Raw genomic sequence first — 26845 nt, 5'->3', positions numbered from 1 at the left:
GTTGTAAAATATTTGTTGCCAAATCGTTTTATTGAACCATGTCTAGGAAAAGAGGCAGAGATAGGCTAAAACTAGCCAGTTGAATCAGCTAGATTAGCGATCGCTATCCGTCACAAAATATAGCTATCCATCTTCTGGATAGATTTATAAAAGCTTCAGGGAAGTTGCAGCGGCTCTTTACAGATTTATCCGATTCAAGAACCAATCATGAATAATTAATGATTGTTTAAAGGCAACTTTAGGAAGAATTAAAAATTTCCTGAAACAGATAAATAATCTTTAAACTTCGGTTATTGCGTATTTGGATTTTCCTCTAAGCGCCTAACCTTAACTTGTCTAGACTGAAATAATTTGCTAGCGGTTGTACTTGACGTAACGTCCTGTTTGCCTACAAGTAAACTGGGATAACAAACGAGTATGCTGAATCTAGCTCAGCTTGAAGCAGACCATCACTAAACTCACTTTGAAGCCCAATGAAAGCAACTGATAGCCGCCAACTCTCTGCGATCGCCTCCCAAACGCTCAAATACGTGGGAATCATTCTGATTCTGGCTGCTCTGATCGACTACGCCGTGATGCTAGTTCCCTCCGATGTACCCGCTAAACTCAGCAGCTTGGAAGGACTAAGATGGCAAATCGCCCTCTTCAGTCAAATTGTCGATCGCGGCGTTGTACCCCTACTGGGTTTTGTCCTCTTATTCACTGGGGTTTGGGTTGACAGTGTTTCAGGTGCCGCTCCAGGACGACAAAAAGCTTGGCAAAACATCAGCTTTGCTTCTCTCTTGCTAGCGAGCCTCCTAGGTTTCGTCTTCCTAGTGTTGTCTCCTCTACACTTCAGCAATACCTATCGAGCCAACCAGCAAACCCGGGCGCAGATTTCTCAAGAAGCAGGACAAGCGGAAGGGCAACTCAATCAGCAATTACAACAAATCAACAGCTTGGTCAAAAGTGACTCCCAGTTGAATCAAGCGATCGAGAGTGGGCAGCTCAAAGGGGAACAGTTGGCGCAAGTTCAAGCTCTCAAGAACCAAGTTCAGCAACAACTCCAATCTGATCCTCAAGCGCTAGACAAAAAAGCCAAAGATGCCCAAACTCAAATCCGGACTCGTCGGCTCGATCTAGAAAAACGGGCGAACGCTGAGTTTCTCAAGTCTGGATTGCGAGTAGGACTGAGCAGTTTGCTCCTAGCAATTGGGTACATTACGGTTGGGTGGACTGGATTGCGGCAACTAGGAGCAGGGCCTCGTAAAGCGGCTCGCTAGGGATTTGTAGCCTTAGTCGTCTGAATTTAGGCGCGCCGATAGCCTAAAACTATGCCTAAAACGGGGGGTGCCTCTCTACTGACGCAATGTTTCTGCTGCACTATACCTCCCCTCATCAAAAAAGCTGAGCTATGTTCTCGATTTACATCCTGACCTACAACGAAGAAACTGAGATTGCTGCTTGTATTGAGTCAGCTTTGCTCTCAGATGATGTGGTTGTGGTCGATTCCTTGAGCAGCGATCGCACGGTAGAGGTGGCCCAGCGTTATCCCGTTCGAGTGGTGCAGCATCGGTTCGAGAGCCACGGACGACAACGAACCTGGATGCTCCAATCAATACCGGTCAAGCATGAGTGGGTTTACATCCTAGAAGCAGATGAGCGGATGACGCCAGAGCTGTTTCAGGAATGCCTCACAGCGATGCAAAGTCAGGACTACATCGGCTACTACGTGGCTGAGCGAGTCATGTTTATGGGGCAGTGGATTCGACGCAGTACGCAATATCCCCGCTACCAAATGCGGCTCTTCCGTCGTGAGCAAGTTTGGTTTGATGACTACGGCCACACCGAGCGCGAGGTGTGTAATGGCCCCACTGGATTCCTCAAAGAAACCTATCCGCACTACACCTGCGGTAAAGGCTTAAGTCGCTGGATTGATAAGCACAACCGCTACTCTAGCGACGAAGCCCAAGAAACTCTAAAGCAGCTAGAAACGGGCACCGTGAAGTGGCAGGATCTAGTTTTCGGCTCGTCCGAAGTGGAACGACGTCGGGCACTCAAAGATTTATCTTTACGGTTGCCCTTTAGGCCGCTCATTCGCTTTTTCTACATGTATTTCTTGCTGGGCGGCATTCTAGATGGCCGAGCTGGGTTTGCTTGGTGTACTTTACAAGCTTTTTATGAGTACCTAATTCTGCTCAAAGCCTGGGAAATCAAGCACTTGCCGCCACCCGTGGTGTCAGAAAGTTCTGTTTTGGCGATCGCTGAGCCTCCGGAAGTAGATTCTGTGACTGTCAATTGACGATGGCATCACAGGGCAGCCTTAATATCAAATCAATATTCAGATCCATATTCAAATTAATAAAAGCAGTATCTGCGGATACAAAGCAGGCCACAACGAGTAATAATTGCTCTAAGATATCCCCTGGGTTGGCCTAAGTGAAGCTCCAAGCGTGAACCTTAGAGTAGACATTAAACCTTGAAACAAATCTTTACAAGGTTTACAAATAGAGGAAGGCACTGAGTTGTCACTATTCCCGCAGGAAGCCAACCAGAGTTATCAATCGACAGAGCACAATGGAAGTAATACTGCCTGAAAACTTGGGCTGAATAGACTATCTCAGTCTTTAAACTCCTACCGTTCGGTTTGATTCATAACTTCAGTGATAGCAGCCAAATTTTCCAGCCGATTGAAGGAGAGTGGGTTGTCTGTGTTCCAACGCCTAAAGCAGGACTTAAAGAATGATCTGATCGCAGGTCTTCTCGTTGTCATCCCCTTAGCAACCACCATCTGGTTGACGATTACCGTTGCGAATTGGGTGATCAACTTTTTGACACGCATCCCAAAGCAACTTAACCCTTTTGACGGCTTTCACCCCATCCTAGTCAACTTCCTCAACTTTGCTGTGGGCCTAACGGTGCCATTGCTCTTGATTTTGCTGATTGGCTTAATGGCTCGAAACATTGCAGGGCGATGGTTGCTAGATTTTGGAGAGCGGTTGTTACAAGCGATTCCGTTAGCAGGTGCGGTTTATAAAACCTTAAAGCAACTGCTAGAAACGCTGCTCAAAGATTCTAATAATCGCTTCCGTCGGGTGGTGTTGGTGGAGTATCCCCGTCGGGGTATTTGGGCGATCGCCTTCGTGACAGGGGTAATCAGCGGCGACATTCAGACACACTTGCCTGGGTCGATGCTAGGCGTGTTTATTCCCACCACACCAAACCCCACCACAGGTTGGTATGCAGTGGTGCCCGAGAACGAAGTCGTTAACCTCTCGCTGTCTGTGGAAGATGCCTTTAAGGTGATTGTGTCAGGTGGTATTGTCAGCCCCACCTCCCAAGCGACGATGGCCTTGAAACCCACCAGCGATCGCAAACTAGATCCCCCTCTACCAGAACCCCAATGGCAAGCCTTAACGCTGCCGCTCGAAGAGGAGTGAAGAAAGAGTTAAGATAGTCAAGCTGCTCCTGAACCTGGACAATTAACTCTCCATGCAAGCTCGCCGAATCGCTCGTGAACTTTCCCTGCTCAGCATTAGCCAGTTGCCTGCTAACCAAGGCCGACTGGACGATCAGCAACTACAAAACATCATGCTGGCCGCTGTCCGCACACTAACGACTGAAGTTCAGGAGATCCTAGAAACCGCAGCAGCAGAAATTAAGCGAAGCAGCGATCGCTTGCTGAGTAGCGAAACGCGAGCCAGTGATGTTCAGAGTGCTAGAGGGATGGTTCAAGAAGCACTGGACCTAGCCCAAACCGCAATTAATCGCATGGGTATGGCAGTTGAATTGCCAGAACTGATTCAATTAACAAATCAGAAAGAAGTTCGAGCTTATACTTTGCAAGTGATCAGCACCTTAAATGCCAATACGGCAGCGGTGGATGAATTGCTAACCCAGTCTTTAGTAGATTGGCAACTCAATCGCTTAGCTCGGATCGATCGCGATATTCTCCGCATTGCTGTCACCGAAATCATGTACTTGGGCGTACCAGACAAAGTCGCAATTAACGAAGCTGTAGAATTAGCCAAACGCTACAGTGGGAGTGAGGGACACCGTTTCATCAATGGCGTGTTGCGGCGCGTGACGGATCAAATCAAAACCCAATCTGTCTAAACTTTGAAGCAAAAAATCCAGTCAGATTGAGTTGCTGCAAGCTCAATTGAGTGTTCAGATTAGTTCTAAGTACAAACATTTTTCTTTACAGTTAGATCTATCGAGATCTATATATTTCCTTAGATAGCAGTTTTAGGTAAATTGCAATGGTTTTCAATTGGTTCCGTCGGCAATTTGACGATAACTCGGAAAAGTCTCAGGTTGATCAGACAGAAACAATGTCGGAGGAATCTGACGCGGAGTTGACTGAGCCAGAAGCAGCTGAACCTGCTACAGAAGAAGTAGCGGAGGATTACCTGAACTGGGCGAAGGCAGCCTACCAAAATATTCAAAAGCGGCAGCAGGTCGAGCCAGAGGAAGCACCGGAGGAAGTTGCTGTCGAGGAGCCTGTGGCGGTTGAAGCGCCTGTAGAAGAAGAAGTCGAAGCGCCTGTAGCAGAAGCACCAGAGGAACTCGCTACTGAAGCGCCTGTGGCTGAAGCACCAGAGGCCGCAGAGGAAGCAGGGGCAGCAGAGGAAGCCACGGCTGAAGATCCTATAGAAGAGCCAGAAGAGCCTATAGCGGAACCTAGGATCGCTTCAACCACTGCCGAAGTTACCACCGAAGTCGCTGAACCCGCACCCACTGAAGTACCTGCCCCAATTGAGCCTGAAAGCGTTGTAGCCATTGAGGAAGCGATCGCTGAGCCAGTTGCTGAGCCAGTCGGCGCCACAGTTTCAGAAGAACCAATAGTCGCCGCGATCGCCCCAGAAGTATCACCACAAACATCCCTAGAAGCACCTGTGGAAGATCCAGGCTCCACCGCTGAGGTGGCTCCACTACCTTTCTGGGCACAGGCAGAAGCAGATCGGCAAGCGAGGCTAGAAAGGCTTAAGGCCACTGCCATTGAAGAACCCAAACCGGAAGTGGCTCAGCCGACTGCCACAGTTCAAGAAACGTTGCCTGAAATCGTCTTTGATGAAGGTTTCTTGTGGTCAGCAGAGGTGCTCGCCGCCCAAGGTCGCCGTCCAGACCAAATCTCGATTGAAGAAATCACCTGGCTGAAGCGATTACGCCAAGGCTTAGACAAAACTCGTCGAAGCTTGGTCAACCAACTCAAGGCGATCGTGGGGCAAGGGCCACTTAATCAAGACGCCGTCGAAGAAATTGAGGCGCTATTACTGCAAGCCGATGTGGGCGTAGCAGCCACAGACCGCATTATTGAATCCCTCCAGAAGAAACTGCGGGAGGAAGCGTTACCTCCCGACCAAGCGATCGCTTACCTAAAGTCGATCCTCCGTGACATGCTGGATCGACCGTTGGGCAAGTCCTACAACCCTACTTTTGCACCCGAAAAAGACACCTTAAATATTTGGTTGATTACAGGAGTGAATGGCGCTGGTAAGACGACCACCATTGGGAAGCTAGCCCACTTAGCCCAGAAATCGGAGTACAACTGTTTAATTGCTGCCGCCGACACTTTCCGGGCCGCCGCTGTCGAGCAAGTCAAGGTTTGGGGACAGCGTAGTGGGGTCGAAGTTATTTCCAACCCTGGACAAAATACAGACCCAGCCGCAGTCGTCTTTGATGCGATCGGTTCTGCCCAATCAAGAGGGACAGAGCTGCTGTTAGTCGATACGGCGGGACGCTTGCAAAACAAGAAAAACTTGATGGACGAATTGAGCAAAGTTCGACGCATTATCGACAAGAAAGCAGGTGATGCAAAAATTGAATCCTTGTTGGTCTTGGATGCTACGTTGGGCCAAAATGGACTGCGGCAAGCCGAAGTATTTCTAGAAGCCGCCCAACTCAGTGGCGTTGTTCTCACCAAGTTGGATGGCACCGCTAAAGGTGGGATTGCTCTGGCGGTAGTTCAACAGTTGGGTCTACCTATTCGTTTTATTGGGGCAGGTGAAGGGATTGAAGATCTCAGACCCTTCTCTAGCTATGAGTTTGTGGAAGCTCTCCTAGCAGGTTAAGTTACCGTAAGCTAAGTCCATTAAGGGTAGTTAATGGCAGTTGTTTTCTTGGCGCTGCTGAAGAAACGCTTGCTCAACTCATTGGCAGAGCCCCAGATTAACGCTAACAATCAAAAACTATAGCGTTCACAAATTGTTTGTTAACAGGGGGAGGCGTTGCCCCCACACAGGGGTTCCACCCCTGCACCCCGTTCAAAAAAGATTGTTATAGATCTGCTCGCTTGAGGCGATGGAGTTCACCCAGCAGATTGTCTACAAAGGATTGAGTCCGGTTCAGAACAATTCTGCTAGTATCAACAAATTCGTTAGAATTTATGCCAACATTGACACCGTTGGCGGAACTTACTGGTATTGAGTTGATTCTTGTACCAAGCGGTTGGTCTTAGGGTAACCATCACACCACTTTTCAGTGAGTTAGATGCTTTACTAATTCTCACTAGTTCGCTGAATTTTAAATCAGCAAAACTAGAGCGTAAATTCTACAAATAGTGATAAGCTGTCTCTCCAGTAATTTGCTCAAATTGCAGGTAGAGAATTTATTTTTCTTCACCTGTTAGTGATCTTCAATTTTCCGGTTTTCGATGACAACTTAACCTTGCTCTAATGACTGCTGTGCCTGTTCCTCGACAGCCCTCTCAACCCTCCGACTGCACCAGTGGCGGAACTTCTCCAGACATGACGCCAGTTTTCGCCCTGAAAGAACTGGTGGCGCGCCTGCATCGGGAACAGCACAAAATTCAGGACTTGTTAAGCTCTCTCAGCTTTGCCTTGCGGAGCTTCAATAACTTAAACCAGTTTCTAGAACTGATTCCGCTGATGGCCAGTCGGGTGACTGATGCGGATGGAGGTGCCTTAGTACTGTTTAAGCCAAATGGGCAAATGCGGCTAGAGCGCTTGCACTGTCAAGATAGTCGCCAATGTCACGATATTCGCAAGGCTTTAGAGACCGCGACACGCCAGTTAGCTGCTGCTGCTGCTACTCCGGGAGGCGCGATCGCCCCTGCTAAAATGACTGCGGCTCTCGACCATCAAGTCAGTCATTACTTGGGGTCAGATGTACAGTTGTTTGGCACCGCAATTTTGGTCAAGAATGCCGAGCGAGGCAGACTCTACGTTTTTAGTCGAGCGGTAGATTATACCTGGACAGAAACACGGCAAAAGTTGGTGCGCTTGGTGGCCGACCAAACGGCTGTAGCCATTGAAAACGACGAGCTGACGGTGGAACTGCGCAAAAAAGAAAGGCTCGATCGCGAATTAGAAATTGGAGCCGAAATTCAACTACAGCTTTTGCCGCGCCAGTGTCCCAAAATTCCAGGCGCAGAACTGGCTGCTCGTTGTCAAACAGCTAATCGGGTGGGAGGCGACTATTACGATTTCATCCCCGTTCATCGCCCCCGTCTCCGCTCGGTCAAAACAGGCAGCAATGAGGCGGGACGTTGGAGCGTCTCTATTGGCGATGTCATGGGCAAGGGCGTACCTGCTGGGCTGATCATGACCATGCTGCGGGGTATGTTGCGGGCAGAAGTACTAAATGGTCATTCTCCTGCTCGGATTCTGCAACACCTTAACCAAGTGATGTATGCAGATTTAGAAAATTCCAATCGGTTTGTGACTCTGTTTTACTCGGAGTACGAGCCGCAAACACAGATGCTGTCTTACAGCAATGCCGCGCACAACCCGCCGCTATTGTGGCAAGCTTCGACTGATGCGATTAAGCGGTTAGATACTTTGGGAATGCTGATCGGCTTAGATGCAGATACACACTACCAAGATGGTCAAGTGCAGTTGCATCCGGGTGACACGCTGATTTACTACACAGATGGCTTTACCGACGCAGCCAACCGCAGTGGCGATCGCTTCGAGGAAGACAATTTAACTCGTGCCTTTCACTGGGCTTGCCGTCATTGCGAAAGTCCTCAAGAGATTCTGGAGCATTTGTTTGCCCAAGTGCAGCAGTTTATTGGAGCAGGTAATCGCAACGGTGATGATATGACATTAATTGTCATGCGGATCAAATCGCCAGATTAATCCCCATTTCCACTTTACAACTGCCAAAAATCTGCGACTCTATAGGGTACGTGCTAATTGCAGTAGTTAAGCTGCTTAAAACGCGCCAAAAATCCGCGATCGCTGGCTACGAATTAGCCTTTAAATCTTGAACCTTTGAGTAGCCCTAACAATTGATGAGGAGATGGTAGCAATGGTGATCCATGTAATGCAGGACATGACAACTTGGTTGAATCACACCACACACTGGGGTGACTGGCTCCAGCAAGGCTTAGCTTGGCATGTCCCCCATGACTGGACAGTGTTAGCTCAACAATATAACCAAGACATCTTGGGAGATATGCAGAAGGGTTTTAATAACTTTGTCAAAACAGGCCAAGTATGGGCCTTGCTCATTGGTGTGATTCTGGGCTACATGATTCGCAGCATGACCGCTTATTAAACTCCAGCCTGAGTCGTGACTTACATTAAATTTGTCTCCTAAGTGGACCTTTGGCCTGGTAGCTCGGACTGCATTTTAGGAGACATCGCTCATGTCAAGATGAGTTTTTGACGCTGTCGATTGAATTCAGGAAGATAACCTTGGATACGGAACTGCCACCCCAACCTGCTGCTAGCTCACAAGCTTGGAGTCAGCGATTTGAAACCGCGTTGCACCCAGCGATCGCTCAATTCAATGCCAGCATCGGCTTTGATATGGAGTTATTGGAATATGACCTCACCGGATCGCAGGCTCATGCCCAAATGCTGGCTCATACAGGCATTATTACCCCAGATGAAGGTGAGCAACTCGTAAGAGGGCTGGATCAAATTCGGCAAGAGTACCGACAAGGTTTCTTTAATCCCGGCGTTGATGCCGAAGATGTGCATTTTGCAGTGGAGCATCGCCTCACGCAAATTTTGGGAGATTTGGGCAAGAAGCTGCACACCGCGCGATCGCGAAACGACCAAGTTGGAACTGACACCCGGCTATATCTCCGAGAGCAGATCGAGCAGATTCGCGCTCAGGTGCGGGAGTTTCAAACAGCTTTGTTTCACCTAGCAGAGCAGCATGTAGAAACCTTGATTCCTGGTTACACTCACTTGCAGCGGGCTCAACCGATTAGTTTGGCCCATCATCTGCTGGCGTACTTCGAGATGGCGCAACGGGATTGGGAGCGGCTTGGCGAAGTTTATCGTCGGGTGAATGTGTCGCCTTTAGGGTGCGGGGCGCTAGCAGGCACGACTTTCCCGATCGATCGCCACTACACGGCTGAATTACTGAACTTCGATGGCATCTATGCCAATAGCTTGGATGGAGTCAGCGATCGCGACTTTGCGATCGAATTTCTCTCAGCTGCCAGCTTGATCATGATGCACCTTAGCCGTTTGTCAGAAGAAGTGATCCTTTGGGCCTCCCAAGAGTTTAGCTTCGTCACCCTGAAAGATAGCTGTGCCACGGGTTCCAGCATTATGCCCCAGAAAAAGAACCCCGATGTACCAGAACTGGTGCGGGGCAAAACTGGGCGAGTGTTTGGGCATTTACAAGCCATGCTGGTGCTGATGAAAGGCTTACCCTTGGCCTACAACAAAGATTTGCAGGAAGACAAGGAAGCTTTGTTCGATGCAGTGAATACCGTCCGAGCTTGCCTGGAAGCCATGACCATTCTGATCCAAGAAGGGATAGAGTTTCGGACCTCTCGCCTAGCAGAAGCAGTGGCAGAAGATTTCTCTAACGCTACAGATGTAGCCGATTATCTGGCAGCTAAAGGCGTACCCTTCCGCGAAGCCTACAACTTAGTGGGAAAAGTGGTGCGGACTTGCTTAGCGGCCAACAAGTTGCTGAAGGACTTAAGTTTAGACGAGTGGCAAACCTTGCATCCTGCTTTTGAAGCGGATATTTATCAGGCGATCGCGCCCCGTCAAGTCGTAGCAGCCCGCAACAGCTATGGTGGCACTGGCTTCGAGCAAGTGAGAAAAGCCTTGCAAGTAGCACAACAACGGCTGCACCAAGATTAGACTTTTAGCTATTGGCGCTTGGCCCACAGCTTGCCACTCACTGCTAACCGAGTGCTCATCACGGTTCATCCTGTAAAGTTTCATCCCGTAGATCCTGTCTATGTCCCTCCAACTTGGCGATCTTGCGCCAGACTTTAGTTTGCTGGATACGCAAGGTAATCTAGTTCGCTTGTCAGACTTGCGAGGCCAGCGAGTCGTGTTGTACTTTTACCCACGAGACAACACCCCTGGCTGCGCCAAGGAAGCTTGTGGTTTTCGGGATGCCTACTCGGAATACCAAGCCCAAGATGTAATAGTTTTGGGCATTAGTACCGACGATGCCAAGTCCCACACCAAATTCACGACGAAGTATCAACTGCCGTTTCCCCTCCTATGTGACGAAGATGCAGCAGTAGCCCAAGCCTATGGCAGTTATGGGCTGAAAAAGTTTATGGGTAAGGAATTCATGGGTGTTTATCGGCAGACGTTTGTGATCGGCTCAGATGGTACGATTGAGAAAATTTACCGCAAGGTAAAACCAGAAGCTCATGCAACGGAAATTCTGGCTGATTTGCCTGGTTAGAAACTGTAAGAACGGGTGCATAGTTCAATTGCATTGACTTTTGGCTTCCATCGTTCCATTCGTATGACAGCCTTACTTTATGCGTCGATCCTGGCATCTGATTCAAACCGTCCTGGGATTGATCTTCCGGCACCCTATTATTGGCACTAGTATCATCCCACTCTTGCCCGATGGTCGAATTGTCCTGATTCGGCGGCAGGACAATGGAAAATGGGGATTACCCGGTGGCATGGTGGACTGGGGAGAAGATATTCCCAAGACAGTACAACGAGAGCTAGCAGAAGAAACGGGCCTAGAACTAGTCAAAATTCGACGGTTAGTGGGAGTTTATTCAGCACCCGATCGCGATCCCAGAATTCATTCAGTCTGCGTCGTAGTAGAAGCTGAAGTGCAAGGAACAATGCAGGCACAAGACACCCTAGAAGTGATAGAAGTGCAAGCTTTTGCCCCCGACGCTCTACCTTTAGGCGCGTTATCCCACGATCACGATCGCCAACTAAAAGACTATTTGAAGGGCCTGACGACATTGGCGTAAAGGAAGGATGAAATAGGAAGGATGAGGGATGAAGGATGAATTTGAAGGGATTGACCACACTGGCGTAATTTTAGAAGGATGAAAGTTAGACCATTTCATCCCTCATCCTTCTCTCTTTCCCATTTCATCCCTCATCCTTCATCCTTCCGCTTTTCCATCTCATCCTTCCTCCTTGATTTAAGATGTCTCTACCGCTGCGTAATTCTCGATTGAAGCTGTCTCAAGGGCAAATTTTCTGGCGTGAAATCGGTCAGGGAGATGCACTGGTGTTTCTGCATGGTTCTTGGAGTGACAGCAGCCAATGGGTGCCAGTGATTGAACAGTTAGGAACGGAGTACCACTGTTTTGCACCTGATCTGCTGGGGGTTGGGGAGTCGGAACGCCCTAATGTACACTACTCGATTGAGTTGCAAGTAGAGACGCTGGCGGAATATTTAGAGAGCTTGCGATTGCGGCAGGTGTATTTGATTGGTCATTCTCTGGGAGCCTGGGTGGCAGCGAGCTATGCCCTGAAGTATTTAGATCAGGTACGTGGCTTGGTGTTATTGGCTCCGGAAGGGATTCAGGTGCAAAAAGTGGGGCGGCGTTGGTGGGGGGCCAAGTGGTTGATAGCTCGACCGCCGCTATTATTTTGGTTACTGCGATCGCTACAGCCCTTTGCACCTCTATTAGGTCTTCAAAAGCGGGTAGGGCGCACTTTGCAATGGCGAAAACAGTTGCTGCAATCTCCTGTGGCCTGTCGCTTGCTATTTCAACGCCGACGGGCTGAGATCCAAGCAGAGCAATTGCAGGGAAGGCTTGATTGGCTCAAGGTTCCGGTCATAGTATTGCAAAGCGAACAAGATGCCTTTGCAGCTAAGCTGCTGAGCCAAACTTACGCTGAACTTACACCAACCGCAAATTGGCGGATTGTGCCGCAAGGTGGCGTAGAACTACCGCTCACAGCCCCAACAGCTGTTGCCCAAGAAATTCGGGAGTTCATCTCATCCACTTCTAGCTGAATCTGGCTCCGTTCGACAAGTTCGCATACCCCAAAAAATGAGGTTGGGATCAGTGTGGATGTGAGCGGCTAGTCCAGGATGCTGGCTTTGCAAATGTTGGTAGAGTAGGGTGCGATCGCCCCCCGTGATCACCACAGCGCTACCAGGAAACTCTTGCCACCAAGCCTCGATAAAGTCTACAACTCCCGCCAAAACCGTATAGACAACCCCACTAGCGATCGCTTCTTGCGTGTCATTGGCCCACCGTTTGGGTAAGGTTTCGGGTAAAGCGATCGCAGGTAAGGCAGCAGTTTTGTCAGCTAAAGCTCGTACTTGCAAACTCAGCCCTGGCAGAATCGCCCCACCCACCAGTTGTCGCTCAGCATTGCCGCCTGTGAAGGTCAGCGCTGTACCTGCATCAATCACCAAGGCAGGCCAACCATACACTTCTCCCGCTCCCCACAATGCCAAGGCGCGATCGATACCAAGGGTAGGGTAGCTGTGTTGGAGAGGAATTTGTTCGAGCGTGAGAATTTGTAGCTGAGGATAGTCCCGCCAAATAGCAGTTTGGGCTGGAACAACAGACGCTAAAACGATGGGTAGTTCGTAGAAGGGATTTGAAGTGTAGTTAAACTCCTTGCACTGCCCCTTTTTCTGGTATGCCCGTAAGGGCTTTAATCCCCCAATACTGGGGGACTTTGAGCAGGTTCCCCCCAGTATTGGGGGGCTAGGGGGGCCAGAATTCGTCAAATGCTCACTATCCCAAGCCGATCGCAACTGCTCTCCCACAAACCAAGCCCAATGCAGCCGAGAATTGCCAATCATCAAAGCGAACCAGCTTTTATCCACAGGTGGTTAAGTATAAATACATATAGAATTGCTTAACTTACCTATTAGGTCTTTCAACCCAGGTTTTTAAATCAACGTGTGACAATAGGGAAAGGCGATCGCCTCAGCCAGGTTTGACGAGGAGATTTTACATGGTAGTGCTGACTGACCGGGCTCAACGTAGACTGACAATACAAACGAGCGAAATTGCTGCGGAAACCACCACGATTCGCTCACTCGATTGGGACCGCGATCGCTTTGACATCGAGTTTGGTCTGAAGAATGGCACGACCTACAACTCCTTTGTTATTAAAGGCGAAAAGATTGCGCTGGTCGATACGTCTCATGAGAAGTTTCGCCAACTGTACTTGGAGACGCTGACTCAAGTCGTAGACCCAGCCAAGATCGATTATTTGGTAATTAGCCATACGGAACCAGACCACAGCGGTTTAGTTCGCGATGTCTTGGCCTTGGCTCCCCAAGCGACGGTGGTGGGCTCCAAGGTAGCGATTCAGTTTCTCGAAGATTTGGTGCATCAACCGTTTAAGCGGCAGATTGTCAAAAATGGCGATCGCTTGGACTTGGGCAATGGTCACGAACTGGAGTTTGTGATCGCCCCCAATCTGCACTGGCCCGACACCATCTTTAGTTACGACACCAAGACGCAGATTCTCTTTACCTGCGATGCGTTCGGGATGCACTTCTGCGACGATCGCACCTTTGATGAAGACCTGAGTGAGATTGAAGCGGATTTCCGTTTTTATTACGAATGCTTGATGGCTCCCAATGCTCGCTCGGTGCTGTCTGCCCTGAAGCGCATGGGTGAACTACCAGAAGTGAAGCAGATTGCCACTGGACACGGGCCGTTGCTTTACTACAACGTGGCGGAGTGGGTCAATCGCTATCGTAACTGGAGCCAAGCCAAAGCCAAGTCTGAGAAAACTGTAGCGGTGTTCTACGTGTCTGACTACGGCCACAGCGATCGCCTCTCGCAAGCGATCGCTCGCGGTATTATCAAAACGGGTGTCGCCGTTGAGATGATGGATCTGAAATCGGCAGATCCCCAAGAAGTCCAAGAACTAGTGGGTCGGTCCGCAGGTTTAGCGATCGCCACACCCCCTGTATCAGGTTCAACCGCAGCCACGACGCAAGCAGCCCTTGGCACTGTGTTAGCAGCCGCAAAAGACAAGCAAGCCATTGGGATTTTTGAATCTTATGGGGGCGAGGATGAACCCGTTGACCCCTTAGTGACGCGGTTTAGAGAGTCGGGTCTGACCGTGGCCTTCCCACCTGTGCGGATTAAAGACACGCCCAACGAAGCGACCTATCAGCTCTGTGAAGAAGCGGGGACTGACTTAGGCCAGTGGTTGAGCCGCGATCGCGCCATTCAGCAGATGAAATCGCTCAATAGCGACCTTGACAAAGCCTTGGGGCGGATTACTGGTGGCCTCTACATCATCACCGCGAAAAAAGGTAATGTCAGCGGGGCGATGTTAGCCTCCTGGGTAGCCCAAGCCAGCTTTACTCCTTTGGGCTTCACGATCGCAGTTGCCAAAGACCGCGCGATCGAATCTCTGATGCAAGTGGGCGATCGCTTTGTCCTCAACGTGTTAGAAGAAGGCAATCACCTAGGCCTGATGAAGCACTTCCTGAAGCGATTTCCCCCTGGGGCCGATCGCTTTGCTGGCGTGAAAACACAACCCGCCCAGAATGGCTCCCCGATTCTCACCGAAGCCTTGGCTTATCTAGAGTGTGAAGTCAACAGCCGCATGGAGTGCAACGATCACTGGATCGTCTACAGCACGGTGCAAGAGGGACGAGTTTCTAACCCCGATGCCCTCACCGCTGTACACCATCGCAAAGTTGGCAACCATTACTAGACCTAACCCCCAGCCCCTTCCCTGCCAGGGAAGGGGAGCAAGAGTTAAAGCCCCTTGTTATTGCTTAGTAGGGGACTCAAAGCCCCTTTCCTGTAGGAGAGGGGTTGGGGAGAGGTCGGTCCGGATGACCCGAAAGGTGGTTTTGCCAGGTTGACAAAAACATTAAAGTGAGGCAGGGACAGTGATGCTACGATAAGAGCACTCGGACAGGTGGACTATGAACGTCGATGAAATGCGGGTTTTGAGCGCGCTAGAACGGAGACCGCTCACCGTAGAAAACTTAGCTCATGCCTTGGGGTGCCCGATCAGCGAAATGCACGAAGTTGTGCAGCAGCTCTGGCAAAAGGGCTACATTGACACCAGCCGAGCGACCGCTGAAAACCATCACGGTCATGGTCAGTGGCTCATGAGTCAGTTGCTGCCTTGGGGACACCCGCAGGCTCCAGTGGCAATTCACTCCAACTCTAAAACCTACTTCATCCTGACCTCGAAAGGACATTTACATTTACACCCTATTTTGTCTTTGAATCAGGAAACGTGAGTGAATTGATCAATTGGTTGCCCTGGCTTTTAGTCTTAGCAATTCCAGGGGTGATCAATATTGCAGTGGCCTTTAAACAGCTAGCAGACGACTGTAAATTCCTCCCTTTTTTTGAGCCTTTCAAAACTGGGGGAGTTTGGGTGTGGGCAGCCGCTCAGTTTTTATTTCCCTGCTTCCTGTTTTGGATGACCACTTCGATGACCACGCGGCCCACAATCGACTGGGCCTTGGTGAGCCAAGCGTTAGGATTTGGGGTGGGGTTTGTCACGTTGATGAATGCTCGGACTGACACGGGCTTTTTTACGTTAGACATTAAAATCATCTACGTTCGGTTGATTCGCGTTGCTTATGCCTTGATTGCCTCCAAAGAAACAGGCCGTACTGCCGCTTTCTGGACAGACGTGGAGCGAGTACTCAATCTTTGCCCGGACCTTACGGATGGGATTGATTTCTTAGAAAATTACTTTAGAAACGATGTCTCGCTGACGGCAGAACAAAAGGCCAATCGCCAAGAAAAGTTAAATGCGGTTCTAAAGAACGATTTCCGCGCTCAGCAAGCCGAAGCGATTCTATCGCTGATGGATGTCAGACGCGCAGATTTGCCAAATATGCTCCGGCGCTTTGGCTGTAGTCCCAATTTTCTCAAGCAATATTTTCCTAAGGCGAGAATCTATGGTGGAAACTAAACCCAGAGACGTGCAAATTTTACCGATCGCCCTTGATACAACCGTATTGCGATCGCGCAGTTGGACTCGTCTCCGCTTTGAGATTGAGTACGCACGGCAACGAGGCACCACAGCCAACTCTTTCTTGATTCGCGGTGACCAAACCGCCCTGATTGATCCGCCAGGTGAGTCATTTGCAGAAACCTATCTCACCGAGTTAAAGAAACGCCTGAATCTGAAGCAACTGGATTATGTGATTCTGGGGCACGTCAACCCCAACCGAGCCATCACGCTACAAACCTTGCTCGACATTGCACCCCAGATCACCTTTGTTTGTTCCAATCCAGGGGCGATCGCCCTCCGCAATGCCCTCGGCAATCAAGAACTCAACATTCTGGTCGTGCGGGGTGAAGAAACCCTAGATCTGGGTCAAGGACACCATCTACAATTCATCCCCACCCCCAGTCCTCGCTGGCCCGATAGTCTCTGCACCTACGACCCCAAAACTCAGATTCTCTACACCGATAAATTATTTGGCGCTCACATCTGCGGCGACCAAGTATTTGATGAAGGCTGGACAGTTTTCAGTGACGATCGCCGCTATTATTACGACTGTTTGATGGCTCCCCACGCTCGTCAAGTGGAAACGGCCCTGGATAAGCTAGCCGACTTGAGCGTCAAGTTCTATGCGCCAGGACATGGGCCTTTGGTGCGCTATGGCCTCACAGAGCTGACCCACGCTTACCAGCATTGGAGCCAACAGCAAAAATCCCAAGAACTTTCGGTAGCGCTGTTGTACGCTTCGGCTTATGGCAACACCGCGACTCTGGCCCAGGCGATCGCGCGAGGCATTACCAAAGCAGGCGTTGGTGTGGAATCGATCAACTGCGAAATTGCTGAACCCGGTGAAATTCAAGCGGCGGTGGAGAAGTGCGCCGGATTCATCATGGGGTCTCCTACCTTGGGTGGCCATGCCCCCACCCCGATCCAAACCGCGTTAGGAATTGTCCTCTCCACAGCAGCTAAAAACAAGTTAGCGGGAGTGTTTGGCTCCTTCGGTTGGAGTGGCGAAGCGATCGACCTGATCGAAGGTAAGTTTAAGGACGCAGGGTACAGCTTAGGCTTCGAGACGATTCGGGTCAAGTTCAAGCCCACGGAAGTGACGATCAAAATGTGCGAAGAGGCAGGCACCGACTTTGCCCAAGCCTTGAAAAAAGCCAAGAAAGTGCGGGAACCGAGACAACCTGCCACCTCGCTAGAGCAAGCCGTGGGCCGTCTTGTCGGTTCGCTTTGCATTGTCACCTCAAAGCAAGAAGAGGTTGCGAGTGCAATGCTGGCCTCCTGGGTGTCTCAAGCTACCTTTAGCCCCCCTGGTTTGACCGTAGCTGTGGCGAAAGAGCGGGCGATCGAGTCCTTGATGTATCCCGGTAGCCAATTTGTCTTGAATATTTTGGCAGAAGGCAACAACCTCGGCCTCATGAAGCACTTCCTGAAGCCGTTCGGCCCTGCGGAAGATCGCTTTCAAGGCGTAGAAACAGAACTCACCAGTGATGGCGCTCCGATCCTCAAAGATGCTCTGGCCTATCTAGAATGTCGTGTGGAAAACCGGATGGAGTGTGGCGATCACTGGTTGCTGTATGCGATCGCGGATAGCGGCAAAGTCCTGGAATCTAACGCCCTTACCGCCGTCCACCACCGCAAAACTGGCACCCATTATTAAGAATCTAATGCCACAATACGCAAGTTGCTTGATAACGGTCCTTCAATGGTTTCTTTAGTTGCTCTAGCCTGCCATAGTGATTAGCATGAGCAGTAGTTGCCTTAGCATATAAGCACTCGTCCCCACGGTATTTGGTAATGCTCAAAGGACCAACTGGAGTGTCAAGCTGCTCCGAGCTTTCAACAGTTTTTTCTTGGGGTGTTGAAGTGATAGGAGTTGTGCTTGGATTTTCGGAATCTGACTGGGCAACGTGAATTTTTAGCCAGCTTTGCATACTTTGCCACCATGCAAGCTGTGGCTCTCGGCTGTCTATGTATGCTACTGCAATGGTGACTGCTGACAAGGCAAGAAAAGCAGCATATTTTATTGAGCGAGAGGATTTTGACTGCACAACTACGATTGCTTAGGTTGGTTATTGGGTAGTTTGCCCAAGAATTAGTAGTTAATCAAGAATCAGTTCTCTTTGGGTGTCCATCAATTTCAAGTAAACGTAGGGTATGGGACTCACGCACCTTACAGCAAAAAACGTTGAATTTAAGCGATCGCTAGCCTGACTTCCACAAAAGAAATGAAAACTAGCGATCGCTAGCTACACACCACGGTGATAGCGCTTCTATAGTGCCTTGCTCGATCATTTGCTGAGCCTGTTCCAGAGAGCAACCATAGTGAGCGATCAACAGTTGCTGGGCTTGCTCACGGGCAGTTTCTGGGGAGTTGCCAAAAGACACAACTTCTTCATCCGGGTGGGCTGTCAGCGCCTCGACGAGTACCGTGCAACTGTAAAGCGGTTCTTCGTTGGGCCTAACTTCTTGAACCATCTGTTTCTCCGTCAGAGTTAGGTGGAACCTACCCAACCTAAAGGAGGTGAGCCTAAGCCCACCCTATCTCATGAATCTGGAGTCCTGCATTACATCCGGGTTTCCAAATACTGACCGATCATCTGCTGTTCACCTGCCCGGGAAATAATGGTTTGGCGGGTGCGGTAATGATCACCCACTAGTTTTAGTTCTTCCTCAAACATGGAACCCTCGTACTCAGTCTTAAGGCAAAGAGTTTGGGGAGTTGAAAAGTGATACTCAGCTTTGACAGGCTTGACTGTCGCGAAACCGCGATCGCGATACAAGATATTGCCTGCGGCTCCAAACAAGGTTGAGCCTTTAGATTTCTTGCGGCCCGAAACAGACTCTCGGCTTTCCCAAGTGACGTGGGCACCGCAAGTGAGAGTGACGGCATCGCTCAATTCGTGCAACGCTGCCAAGCGTGCCAGTTCGTCACAACCTGCTTCTAAAAACCGAATGGTGATAAAGCTCACCATTTCTTGCGTGTCTCCTGCGGGGAGCGTGTAATAGCGCCGTTCCGATCGCCACTGACCTTCCGATTTGCGGAAAAACTCAGCGATCAAAGATTCCTCAGTCGTTTTTGCAAACTGTAGAAGTGGTGCCACTGAAATCAGTCCCCTTACGAAATATGGCAAAGTTTGTTTATGTTTCTTAATAATACTTATCGTACTCAATCTAGGCGAGCAGGTTTGTAACTTATGCTCCTATGGTGAAAGATTTTTCAGCGATTGCCATCCGCTTCCAGGCTTAGCCCGTCTAGGTTACAAGCTGTACAACTTTGTTCTTCTCTTCATCAACTTTCGGTAGAGTCAAAGTGAGGACACCATTCTTGAATTCCGCTGCTACTTCGTCGTTCTTAATGCAGTTAGGTAGCGGGATTACGCGCTGGAATTGGCCATAGCGAAATTCCGAGCGAATCATACCTTTTTCTTCAGTTTTGGTTTCAGATTTTCGTTCGCCTCGGATGGAAACAGCCTCAGCAGAAGCCCGTACATCTAGATCTTGAGCTTCGAGTCCAGAAACTTCAACTTTGAGCTGAATGGTATCTCCTGTTTCGTGAATTTCTGCGGCTGGGATAAAAGGTACTCCGGTATTCGTTAAACCGCCTTCGTCTACATTAGCTAAGCGATCGAAAAGCCGATTCATTTCTCGTTGTAGGCCGTTAACTTCTCGGAAGGGTTCCCAACGTACGAGTGCCATAGTAGTTACCTCCAATACTTGATTTAAGGGGAGCTTGATGGTGACTAGCTTCTCAACAAAACCTTGACATACTCGGCTCTGCAAAGGTTTTAGCTAGTTCGTTCAACTCTCTATAAGTATTAAGATAGCCATGTGAAAAATTGAGGTGGTTCGGTTGTTTTCTAAAGAGCGATCGCAATTACCGTACTTTCAATCGCATGAAATATTTCTACTAAGAATTCCATTTTTTTCAAGATAGGTAGCTGTTATAGAGAATGCACAACTGCCGCAAAATTTAGCCCGTAAATCACAAACTTACAACTTATGTAAGGTTATGTGAAACTTTGACGGATTGATTGCTCACTTGATAGAAAATGACGGTATCTGGTCTGACAACATGACCCCCATTTTTTAAGCTATATGCGAATTGGCAATCGACCGCCCCAATCGGAAGCAGAAACACGAACTCGGATTCTGCAAGCTGCCCAGAGATTGTTCTCGCGACAAGGTTACGACGGGACGACCACGCGAGATTTAGCTCAAGCAGCAGCGGTCGCAGAGGGAACATTATTTCGGCATTTCCCCAATAAAAAGGCAATTTTGATTGAAGTTGCCACGCAAGGATGGATAGAGATCCTGACGGATTTGCTGACCGAGCTGAGCGAAATGGGCAGCTATAAAGCAGTAGCTCAGGTGATGCGGCGACGGATGCTGAACCTCCACCAAAACATGGACATGCTGCGCGTTTGCTTTATGGAAGCGCAGTTTCATCCCGATTTGCGCGATCGCATCCAACTAGAAGTGGTCGATAAGATGACGGATGTGGCCGAAGCCTTTTTTCAAACTGCGATGGATCGTGGCGTTTACCGCCCCATGAACCCCAGAATCGTAGCGCGCATTTTCTTGGGCATGTTTACGATCGCAGGTTTTAGCCAAGATACGGTGATGGGTGAGAAGGCTTCACCAAAAGCCATGCAAGAAATGGCCGAAGGTTTAGCCGATATTTTCCTCAATGGGGTTTTGGTCAAAGAATAGAGCTGCTACGGTCTAGTTATGCAAATTCCTAGCAATCCTGAAGCGCTGGCCACTGCTTTGCGCGATCGCCGTCAGCGTTTAGCGGCTTTATTTGATGGCCCCGTGGTGCTGTGGTCAGGCGGGCGCAGTTCCCGCAACTTTCCCGCTAACGTGTATCCGTTTCGGGCCAGCAGCCACTTTCTCTACTTTGCGGGCTTACCGCTAGAAAATGCAGCAGTCCGGCTAGAAGCGGGCAAGCTGGAATTATTTATAGATGAAGGCACGCCTGCTAGCGCCCTCTGGCATGGGCCCACCCCCACTCGTGATGAAATTGCTACGGCGATCGGTGCGGATGCTGCCTTTCCTCTAGCTGATTTAGGCATGCGAGCAGCTGGCGCGGCCACAATTCCAGTCCAAGACACCGCAACTCAGCAGCAACAGGCACAGATTTTAGGGCGATCGCTCCCTCCTGCCCATCAACTAACAGGCATTGATTTAGCGCTAGCTGAGGCGATCGTAACTCTGCGGCTAACTCATGATGCTGCGGCGATCGCAGAGTTGAAACAAGCAGCAGTCGCCACCGTGAATGCCCATCGTGTCGGAATGGCAGTAACTCCTGGAGCCAAAACCGAAGCGGCAGTGCGAGCCTCTATGGAAAGCGTGTTTGTAGCGCAGAATATGACCTCTGCCTACAACAGCATCGTCACGGTGCAGGGGGAGGTGCTGCACAATGAGCAGTATCACCACGCCCTCAAGTCTGGAGATTTGCTTTTGGCTGATGTGGGGGCAGAAACGGCCAGCGGTTGGGCCGCAGATGTCACCCGGACGTGGCCTGTTTCCGGTAAGTTTTCACCTACGCAACGGGTGCTGTATGAGGTGGTGCTAGCTGCCCACGATATCTGCATTGCCAAAGTTGAGCCAGGGGTGGAGTATCGTGACCTTCACCTCAGCGCTGCCTTGCTTATTGCCGCAGGTTTGTTAGATTTAGGCATTCTGCGCGGCAAGCCAGAAGACCTCGTCGCAATGGATGCTCACGCGCTGTTCTTTCCGCATGGCGTGGGTCACATCTTGGGTATGGATGTGCATGATATGGAGGATTTGGGCGACTTGGCAGGGTATGAGGCAGGGAGAAAACGCAGCGATCGCTTTGGTCTCTGTTACTTAAGGCTCGATCGCCCGTTACGTCCAGGAATGTTGGTGACGATTGAACCCGGTTTCTATCAAGTGCCCGCAATTTTGAATGACCCAGAACGGCGATCGCGCTACAAGGACGTGGTGAATTGGGATCGCCTGGCCCAGTTTGCCGATGTGCGTGGCATCCGAATTGAAGATGATGTGCTGGTGACAGAATCGAGTTCTGAGGTGCTGACGGCAGCGCTTCCTACAAAAGCAGATGCGATCGAACAATTGGTGAGCGGGGAATAAAACAGGGCGATCGCAACTCATGTCACCTGCGCTTTGAGCCAATCGCGAAATTCAGCCACGAGATCTAAATAGTCTGTAGTTGCAGATTGCTCTAGAAAGCGGGCGATTTCCGTGATTGGAATGTTAGGAAAAGTGAGGCTCTGTTCAGAGAGTTGATATTCCTGATTTTGGAGTTGATAAACCTGGAAGACTTTGCCATCGTAGCGCCAGATTTCGGGTACGCCTAGGGCTGCATAGAAAGCCATGCGATCGCGAGAGCGACTGGTAATGTCAATTTCAATCACTAAATCCGGCGGTGGATCTTGAGTCGGGTCTAACCGCTTTTTGCCTTTGACAGCAGCTTGATTGCGGATATAAAAACACTCGTCGGGTTCTAGACCTCGGCCTAAATCTTCACGAGCAAATGTGGTGGAACCCAAGGGATGAATTTTGATTTTGAGTTCCTCGGCTATGGTTTCCACAAAGCGACCCATGAGTGTTTTGTAGAACTCATGTTCAGGCGATGGAACCATAATTTCGAGATTGCCTTGGTTATAGGTAAGGCGCAAACGGCGATCGCTCAGCTCATTCAGCAAGGCTTGATACGTCTGCCAACTAATGCCAGAGAGCTGAACTTTTTGTTCAAGTTGCGGAAGGGTGGGGCTAACCATACAACCATTCTCTCTTGGAAAAGGAGCGATCGCACAGCTCACTCAGTGAGGCTTGATGATTGAATTTCTATAATCAAAACAATCTTCCTACCTTTAAATTGCTATGGCACAAATTACCATTAATATCCCTAGATGACCTTGCCCAACGTCTTCAGCAGTTTCAAGCCCAACTACCGCAATTGTTAGAGCTTGGATTACAAGAATTTGAATCTCAACACCATCAATCCAACTTTTTAGATGAGCAAGACATCATTACCCTGCTTGCGAGCCAACCCAGCTCAGAACAGATTTTAGCAATTCGCCCCTCCCCAGAGTTTCAAATGCGAGTAAGTGATCTATTGGCACAAAGCAAAGCTGGGACACTGGCTGCCAAAGGAGAAGCTGAACTAGAGCGATACCTGACTCTGGAGCATTTGGTACGTCTGGCTAAAACCCATGCCATGACGCAGCGTAAGCCACAAGCATGAGTACTTATGTCTCAGCAGCTTTACGCCGACAGGTCATTGAACGGGCGGGCGATCGCGGATGGGGTTTCCGCACTGGTTGTCTATGTCAGGCATTCGTTACAGTGAGGGGTAATAGATATGCCGAAGAAAAAAGATAACCTATGAGTGCAAGTGCCACCCTCACCCAAAACCCCTTGCTGATTGGCCAAGGACTGCCCCCCTTTGATGCCATCAAGCCAGAGCATGTGGTTCCAGGAATTACCCAACTGCTGCAAGAGCTAGAGCAAGAACTGGCAACCTTAGAAGCAAATGTGCAGCCAACTTGGAGCAGCTTAGTCGAACCCCTCGACCGTCTGAGCGATCGCATTGGTTGGAGTTGGGGAATTGTGGGGCACTTAATGGGGGTAAAAAACAGCCCAGAAATGCGGGAAGCTCATGAACAAATGCAGCCCCATGTGGTGCAGTTTTGGACCAAACTTGGTCAAAGCAAACCTGTGTATGAAGGCTTCAAAGCGCTGCGAAGTAGCGAAGCCTGGAACAGTTTGGAGCCTGCCCAGAAACGGATTGTTGAGGCGGCCATTCGGGAAGCTGAGTTGTCGGGTGTGGGGTTAGAAGGCGAAGCCAAAGAGCGCTTCAATGCCATCCAGATGGAAATGGCTGAGCTGTCTACTCAGTTTTCTAATCATGTGTTGGATGCTACCAAAGCTTTCAGCATGACCTTGACCACTCCAGAAGAAGTCAATGGGTTGCCACCTAGCTTGTTGAGCCTTGCCGCTCAAGCTGCCCGTGCCGCTGGAGAAGAAAACGCCACCGCTGAGAATGGCCCCTGGCGGATCACCCTCGACTTTCCCAGCTACGGCCCCTTCATGCAGTACAGCACTCGCTCCGATTTGCGAGAAAAACTCTATAAAGCCTTTGTCAGTCGTGCTTCCAGTGGTGATCTAGATAACCGCCCGCTAATCGATCGCATTCTGACTTTGCGGAAAGAACAAGCTCAACTGCTTGGCTTTGATAACTATGCCGAACTCAGCTTAGCGAGCAAAATGGCTCCCAACGTGGCAGCGGTAGAGCAGTTGATGGAAGAACTCCGCCGCGTCAGTTACGATGCAGCGGTCAAAGATTTGGCTGACCTGAAAGCTTATGCTGCCTCAAAAGGGGAATCTGGCGAGCTGAAGCATTGGGATGTTAGCTACTGGGCTGAGCGTCAGCGGGAAGAAAAATTTGCCTTCAACGATGAAGAACTACGCCCCTACTTCCCCTTACCCCAAGCCTTAGATGGTTTATTCGGGTTAGCCAAGCGGCTGTTTGGAGTCACCATCACCGCTACCGATGGTCAAGCTCCGGTGTGGCACGAAGATGTGCGCTACTTCCAAATCTCCGATGAAACTGGGGACGCGATCGCCTACTTCTATCTCGATCCCTACAGCCGCCCTGCTGAGAAGCGTGGGGGAGCCTGGATGGATGATTGCGTCAATCGCGCCAAACTCACCGTAGAAGGGAAAGCAAGCACTCGTCTGCCCGTAGCTTACCTGGTGTGCAACCAAACCCCACCGATCGATGGCAAGCCCAGCCTCATGAACTTCCGGGAAGTTGAAACGCTGTTCCACGAGTTCGGTCATGGTCTTCAGCACATGCTGACCAAAGTTGACTATTCTGGAGCCGCTGGGATTCGCAACATTGAGTGGGATGCTGTGGAGCTGCCCAGCCAGTTTATGGAGAACTGGTGCTACGATCGCGCCACTCTCTTCAGCATGGCGAAGCACTACGAAACCGGGGAAACCCTACCAGAGCACTACTACGACAAACTCGTGGCAGCCCGTAATTACATGAGTGGGAGCGGCATGTTACGGCAACTACACTTCAGCTTGCTCGACCTTGTCCTCCACGCTCACTATCAACCGGGTGGCAGTGAAACGGTGCAGGATGTGCGGCAACGTCTCGCTGAAACTACAACCGTAATGCCCCCACTCCCCGAAGATGACTTCCTCTGCGCCTTCGGTCACATCTTTGCGGGGGGATATGCGGCTGGATACTACAGTTACAAGTGGGCGGAAGTTCTGAGTGCCGATGCCTTTGCTGCCTTTGAAGAAGCAGGACTAGAGAACCCAGAGGCGATCGCGGATACAGGCAAGCGCTTTCGGGAGACGGTTCTGGCCCTTGGCGGCAGTCGGCACCCCATGGAAATATTCAAAGACTTCCGAGGTCGCGAGCCCAGCACCGAACCACTCCTACGGCATAGTGGTCTGATGGCAGCCTAGCTAGCAGTTGCGCTCTAATTGAATCCTGTTAAATTCTGGTAAAAAGGGGAGCATAGGTCTAACGCTTGCTCCTCTTTTTAGTGTTTGTCCAGACCAGTGTCCTTTTGGATGTTTGCACGCCAAGCTGATTGGTCAGAGGGCGATCGCAGGGTTGTATGCCAAGGTTTTATATTTCGCTGTTTTGTTCGCTACTGCTCTGGGATCAAAATCAATCTAAAGTTTTAGCAATTAAGCACAAAAAAATGCTTAATTCAACAAAGGCGTCTTTGAGATTTTGGATAGAATAGCGATCAGAGATTGAATTCAGCTTCAACCCTAAGAGATAAGTAGCTTTATTGACTGCTGAGAACTAACTCTAGCCTCAAGAATGATTAATGCCAGCAAAAGTTTGGCCTATCCTGAAATCAGCTTGACCTAACCCCATGCATAGAGTTTCCCTTACACTCATCCCCGCTATCTCGCTTGTAGCAAGGCTTTCTAGCCAGAATAATCTAGCTATGATTATCCGTGAATTGAATTAATTCATGACTAAAGTTGAAGCAAAACTCTTAATTCAAATTGATCCCAGGCTTCATGCCAAAGTTTGAATGAGTTCCGAATAAATTCGGTGGTAAGAAACCAGCTTTTAATTTCTGCGATTGATTGTCCAAAAGTTTTTATTGAGCTATTCAAATCATGTTTGGATTCTTAGTTTTTCTCATTCTGGCCTTGGTGCTCTTCCTGTTTGTTAGCCGCAAGCCAACTCAAAAAGACTTTGCCTGGTGGGTAGAGGTTGTCACGGCTCAACCCAAGTGTACTTATTACTTTGGCCCTTTCAGCAGTGCTGGAGAAGCCAAGCAATCTGAGTCAGGCTACGTTGAAGATCTAGAGAAGGAAGGCAGCAAAGGCATTGCTGTCCAGGTCAAATGGTGCCAGCCCAAAGAACTCACCATTGCTGAGGAAGAGCAGCTGACTTACAGCTAAACCCTCGGTGAAACGGTGGGTTTTTGAGATGGGTTTTACAGAAATCGCCGTAAAGCCCACATGCTTTAGCGGTGGGATATAAGGCGGTGTTCGCGGAGCGTGTGCGTCGCACAAACCGGAGGCGAACACCTATCTTGAGCGCTGAGAATCAATGTATCGACGAATAGTATCCCCCGAAACACGACCCGCCGTAGAAACAAAATAACTACGAGTCCAAAGGCTAGGTAGCTTGGTTTTTAGCCAAGCAAACTCTTGCCTCAGTTCATGAGAAGTAAACCCCTTGATGCGCTGAATGATTTGAT

The 26845-nt window shown here is 49.8% G+C and carries 27 protein-coding genes; 20 read left to right on the top strand and 7 right to left on the bottom strand.

From position 1 onward, the window contains the following. Positions 1 to 473 precede the first annotated feature (473 nt). The 11 genes from KME12_14905 (at position 474) to KME12_14855 (ending at position 12156) form a co-directional block, all read left to right on the top strand. Positions 474 to 1262 (top strand): HpsJ family protein, encoded by a 789-nt coding sequence (locus tag KME12_14905; protein ID MBW4489076.1) that lies wholly within the window; start codon positions 474 to 476, stop codon positions 1260 to 1262. Positions 1263 to 1393: 131 nt separating this feature from the next. Beyond that, entirely contained in the window at positions 1394 to 2281 is an 888-nt protein-coding gene (locus tag KME12_14900) for a glycosyltransferase family 2 protein (GenBank protein ID MBW4489075.1), read from the top strand. A 409-nt stretch (positions 2282 to 2690) separates the two neighbouring features. Further along, a complete protein-coding gene (locus tag KME12_14895) occupies positions 2691 to 3419 on the top strand; it encodes a DUF502 domain-containing protein (GenBank protein MBW4489074.1) in 729 nt (242 codons plus the stop codon). A 52-nt stretch (positions 3420 to 3471) separates the two neighbouring features. Then, a complete protein-coding gene (gene nusB, locus KME12_14890; GenBank protein ID MBW4489073.1) occupies positions 3472 to 4095 on the top strand; it encodes a transcription antitermination factor NusB in 624 nt (207 codons plus the stop codon). A 146-nt stretch (positions 4096 to 4241) separates the two neighbouring features. Continuing rightward, the gene (ftsY, locus tag KME12_14885; protein ID MBW4489072.1) at positions 4242 to 6053 is read left to right on the top strand and encodes a signal recognition particle-docking protein FtsY; all 1812 of its coding nucleotides are present in this window, start codon (positions 4242 to 4244) and stop codon (positions 6051 to 6053) included. 603 nt (positions 6054 to 6656) lie between these two features. Beyond that, a complete protein-coding gene (locus tag KME12_14880; protein MBW4489071.1) occupies positions 6657 to 8081 on the top strand; it encodes a PP2C family protein-serine/threonine phosphatase in 1425 nt (474 codons plus the stop codon). Positions 8082 to 8253: 172 nt separating this feature from the next. Then, positions 8254 to 8502 carry a hypothetical protein gene (locus KME12_14875; protein ID MBW4489070.1) on the top strand — a complete coding sequence of 83 codons (249 nt, stop codon included), beginning with the start codon at positions 8254 to 8256 and terminating at the stop codon, positions 8500 to 8502. Between the two features lie 152 nt (positions 8503 to 8654). Next, positions 8655 to 10058 carry an argininosuccinate lyase gene (gene argH, locus KME12_14870; protein ID MBW4489069.1) on the top strand — a complete coding sequence of 468 codons (1404 nt, stop codon included), beginning with the start codon at positions 8655 to 8657 and terminating at the stop codon, positions 10056 to 10058. A 100-nt stretch (positions 10059 to 10158) separates the two neighbouring features. Next, a complete protein-coding gene (gene bcp / locus KME12_14865) occupies positions 10159 to 10620 on the top strand; it encodes a thioredoxin-dependent thiol peroxidase (protein ID MBW4489068.1) in 462 nt (153 codons plus the stop codon). A 79-nt stretch (positions 10621 to 10699) separates the two neighbouring features. Then, positions 10700 to 11155 carry an NUDIX hydrolase gene (locus tag KME12_14860; protein ID MBW4489067.1) on the top strand — a complete coding sequence of 152 codons (456 nt, stop codon included), beginning with the start codon at positions 10700 to 10702 and terminating at the stop codon, positions 11153 to 11155. Positions 11156 to 11337: 182 nt separating this feature from the next. Beyond that, complete coding sequence (locus tag KME12_14855) at positions 11338 to 12156, top strand: alpha/beta hydrolase (GenBank protein MBW4489066.1); 819 nt, start codon at positions 11338 to 11340, stop codon at positions 12154 to 12156. Here the strand turns inward: KME12_14855 and KME12_14850 are convergent. Beyond that, on the bottom strand, positions 12139 to 12984 hold the full coding sequence (locus tag KME12_14850; GenBank protein ID MBW4489065.1) for a pantothenate kinase: 846 nt from the start codon (positions 12982 to 12984) through the stop codon (positions 12139 to 12141). The two genes, KME12_14855 and KME12_14850, sit on opposite strands and share 18 nt — an antisense overlap. Positions 12985 to 13115: 131 nt before the next feature. Between KME12_14850 and KME12_14845 the strand changes: the two genes are divergently transcribed. From KME12_14845 to KME12_14830, 4 genes are all read left to right on the top strand, one after another. Continuing rightward, the gene (locus KME12_14845) at positions 13116 to 14843 is read left to right on the top strand and encodes a diflavin flavoprotein (GenBank protein MBW4489064.1); all 1728 of its coding nucleotides are present in this window, start codon (positions 13116 to 13118) and stop codon (positions 14841 to 14843) included. Between the two features lie 217 nt (positions 14844 to 15060). Next, positions 15061 to 15384, top strand: coding sequence for a helix-turn-helix domain-containing protein (locus KME12_14840; protein MBW4489063.1), 324 nt, complete (start codon positions 15061 to 15063; stop codon positions 15382 to 15384). Next, positions 15381 to 16070: a hypothetical protein gene (locus KME12_14835; protein MBW4489062.1), complete on the top strand. Its 690-nt coding sequence runs from the start codon at positions 15381 to 15383 to the stop codon at positions 16068 to 16070. The genes KME12_14840 and KME12_14835 overlap by 4 nt, the downstream gene beginning before the upstream one ends. Next, positions 16057 to 17769, top strand: a complete 1713-nt coding sequence (locus KME12_14830; GenBank protein ID MBW4489061.1) for a diflavin flavoprotein — start codon at positions 16057 to 16059, stop codon at positions 17767 to 17769. The genes KME12_14835 and KME12_14830 overlap by 14 nt, the downstream gene beginning before the upstream one ends. A 4-nt stretch (positions 17770 to 17773) precedes the next feature. On the opposite strand, the gene KME12_14825 is transcribed toward KME12_14830, so the two are convergent. The 4 genes from KME12_14825 to KME12_14810 all read right to left on the bottom strand — a co-directional run bounded on the left by KME12_14825 (position 17774) and on the right by KME12_14810 (position 19808). After that, positions 17774 to 18160, bottom strand: coding sequence for a hypothetical protein (locus tag KME12_14825; protein ID MBW4489060.1), 387 nt, complete (start codon positions 18158 to 18160; stop codon positions 17774 to 17776). Between the two features lie 184 nt (positions 18161 to 18344). Then, complete coding sequence (locus KME12_14820; protein MBW4489059.1) at positions 18345 to 18587, bottom strand: hypothetical protein; 243 nt, start codon at positions 18585 to 18587, stop codon at positions 18345 to 18347. Between the two features lie 89 nt (positions 18588 to 18676). Beyond that, positions 18677 to 19219 carry a phycobiliprotein lyase gene (locus KME12_14815; GenBank protein ID MBW4489058.1) on the bottom strand — a complete coding sequence of 181 codons (543 nt, stop codon included), beginning with the start codon at positions 19217 to 19219 and terminating at the stop codon, positions 18677 to 18679. 145 nt (positions 19220 to 19364) lie between these two features. After that, positions 19365 to 19808, bottom strand: a complete 444-nt coding sequence (locus KME12_14810; protein ID MBW4489057.1) for an Hsp20/alpha crystallin family protein — start codon at positions 19806 to 19808, stop codon at positions 19365 to 19367. A 399-nt stretch (positions 19809 to 20207) separates the two neighbouring features. Between KME12_14810 and KME12_14805 the strand changes: the two genes are divergently transcribed. Both KME12_14805 and KME12_14800 read left to right on the top strand, forming a co-directional pair. Beyond that, positions 20208 to 20822, top strand: a complete 615-nt coding sequence (locus tag KME12_14805) for a TetR/AcrR family transcriptional regulator (GenBank protein MBW4489056.1) — start codon at positions 20208 to 20210, stop codon at positions 20820 to 20822. 18 nt (positions 20823 to 20840) lie between these two features. After that, a complete protein-coding gene (locus tag KME12_14800; GenBank protein MBW4489055.1) occupies positions 20841 to 22226 on the top strand; it encodes an aminopeptidase P N-terminal domain-containing protein in 1386 nt (461 codons plus the stop codon). Between the two features lie 17 nt (positions 22227 to 22243). Here KME12_14800 and KME12_14795 read toward each other — a convergent pair whose 3' ends face one another. Further along, positions 22244 to 22876, bottom strand: a complete 633-nt coding sequence (locus KME12_14795; protein ID MBW4489054.1) for a Uma2 family endonuclease — start codon at positions 22874 to 22876, stop codon at positions 22244 to 22246. Positions 22877 to 22998: 122 nt separating this feature from the next. Here KME12_14795 and KME12_14790 point away from each other — a divergent pair, with 122 nt between their 5' ends. From KME12_14790 to KME12_14780, 3 genes are all read left to right on the top strand, one after another. Further along, positions 22999 to 23343 carry a hypothetical protein gene (locus KME12_14790; protein MBW4489053.1) on the top strand — a complete coding sequence of 115 codons (345 nt, stop codon included), beginning with the start codon at positions 22999 to 23001 and terminating at the stop codon, positions 23341 to 23343. Between the two features lie 140 nt (positions 23344 to 23483). Beyond that, positions 23484 to 25580: a M3 family metallopeptidase gene (locus KME12_14785; GenBank protein ID MBW4489052.1), complete on the top strand. Its 2097-nt coding sequence runs from the start codon at positions 23484 to 23486 to the stop codon at positions 25578 to 25580. Between the two features lie 675 nt (positions 25581 to 26255). After that, positions 26256 to 26543 carry a DUF1816 domain-containing protein gene (locus KME12_14780; protein MBW4489051.1) on the top strand — a complete coding sequence of 96 codons (288 nt, stop codon included), beginning with the start codon at positions 26256 to 26258 and terminating at the stop codon, positions 26541 to 26543. A gap of 129 nt (positions 26544 to 26672) precedes the next feature. Here the strand turns inward: KME12_14780 and KME12_14775 are convergent. Continuing rightward, positions 26673 to 26845, bottom strand: a 173-nt coding sequence (locus KME12_14775) for a transposase (GenBank protein MBW4489050.1), incomplete at its 5' end; no start/stop codon positions are given.

The sequence above is a fragment of the Trichocoleus desertorum ATA4-8-CV12 genome, from assembly GCA_019358975.1.
GTDB lineage: Bacteria > Cyanobacteriota > Cyanobacteriia > FACHB-46 > FACHB-46 > Trichocoleus > Trichocoleus desertorum_A.
The sequence above is the reverse complement of the archived record's forward strand: the minus strand, read 5'-3'. Positions and strand labels throughout refer to the sequence as shown.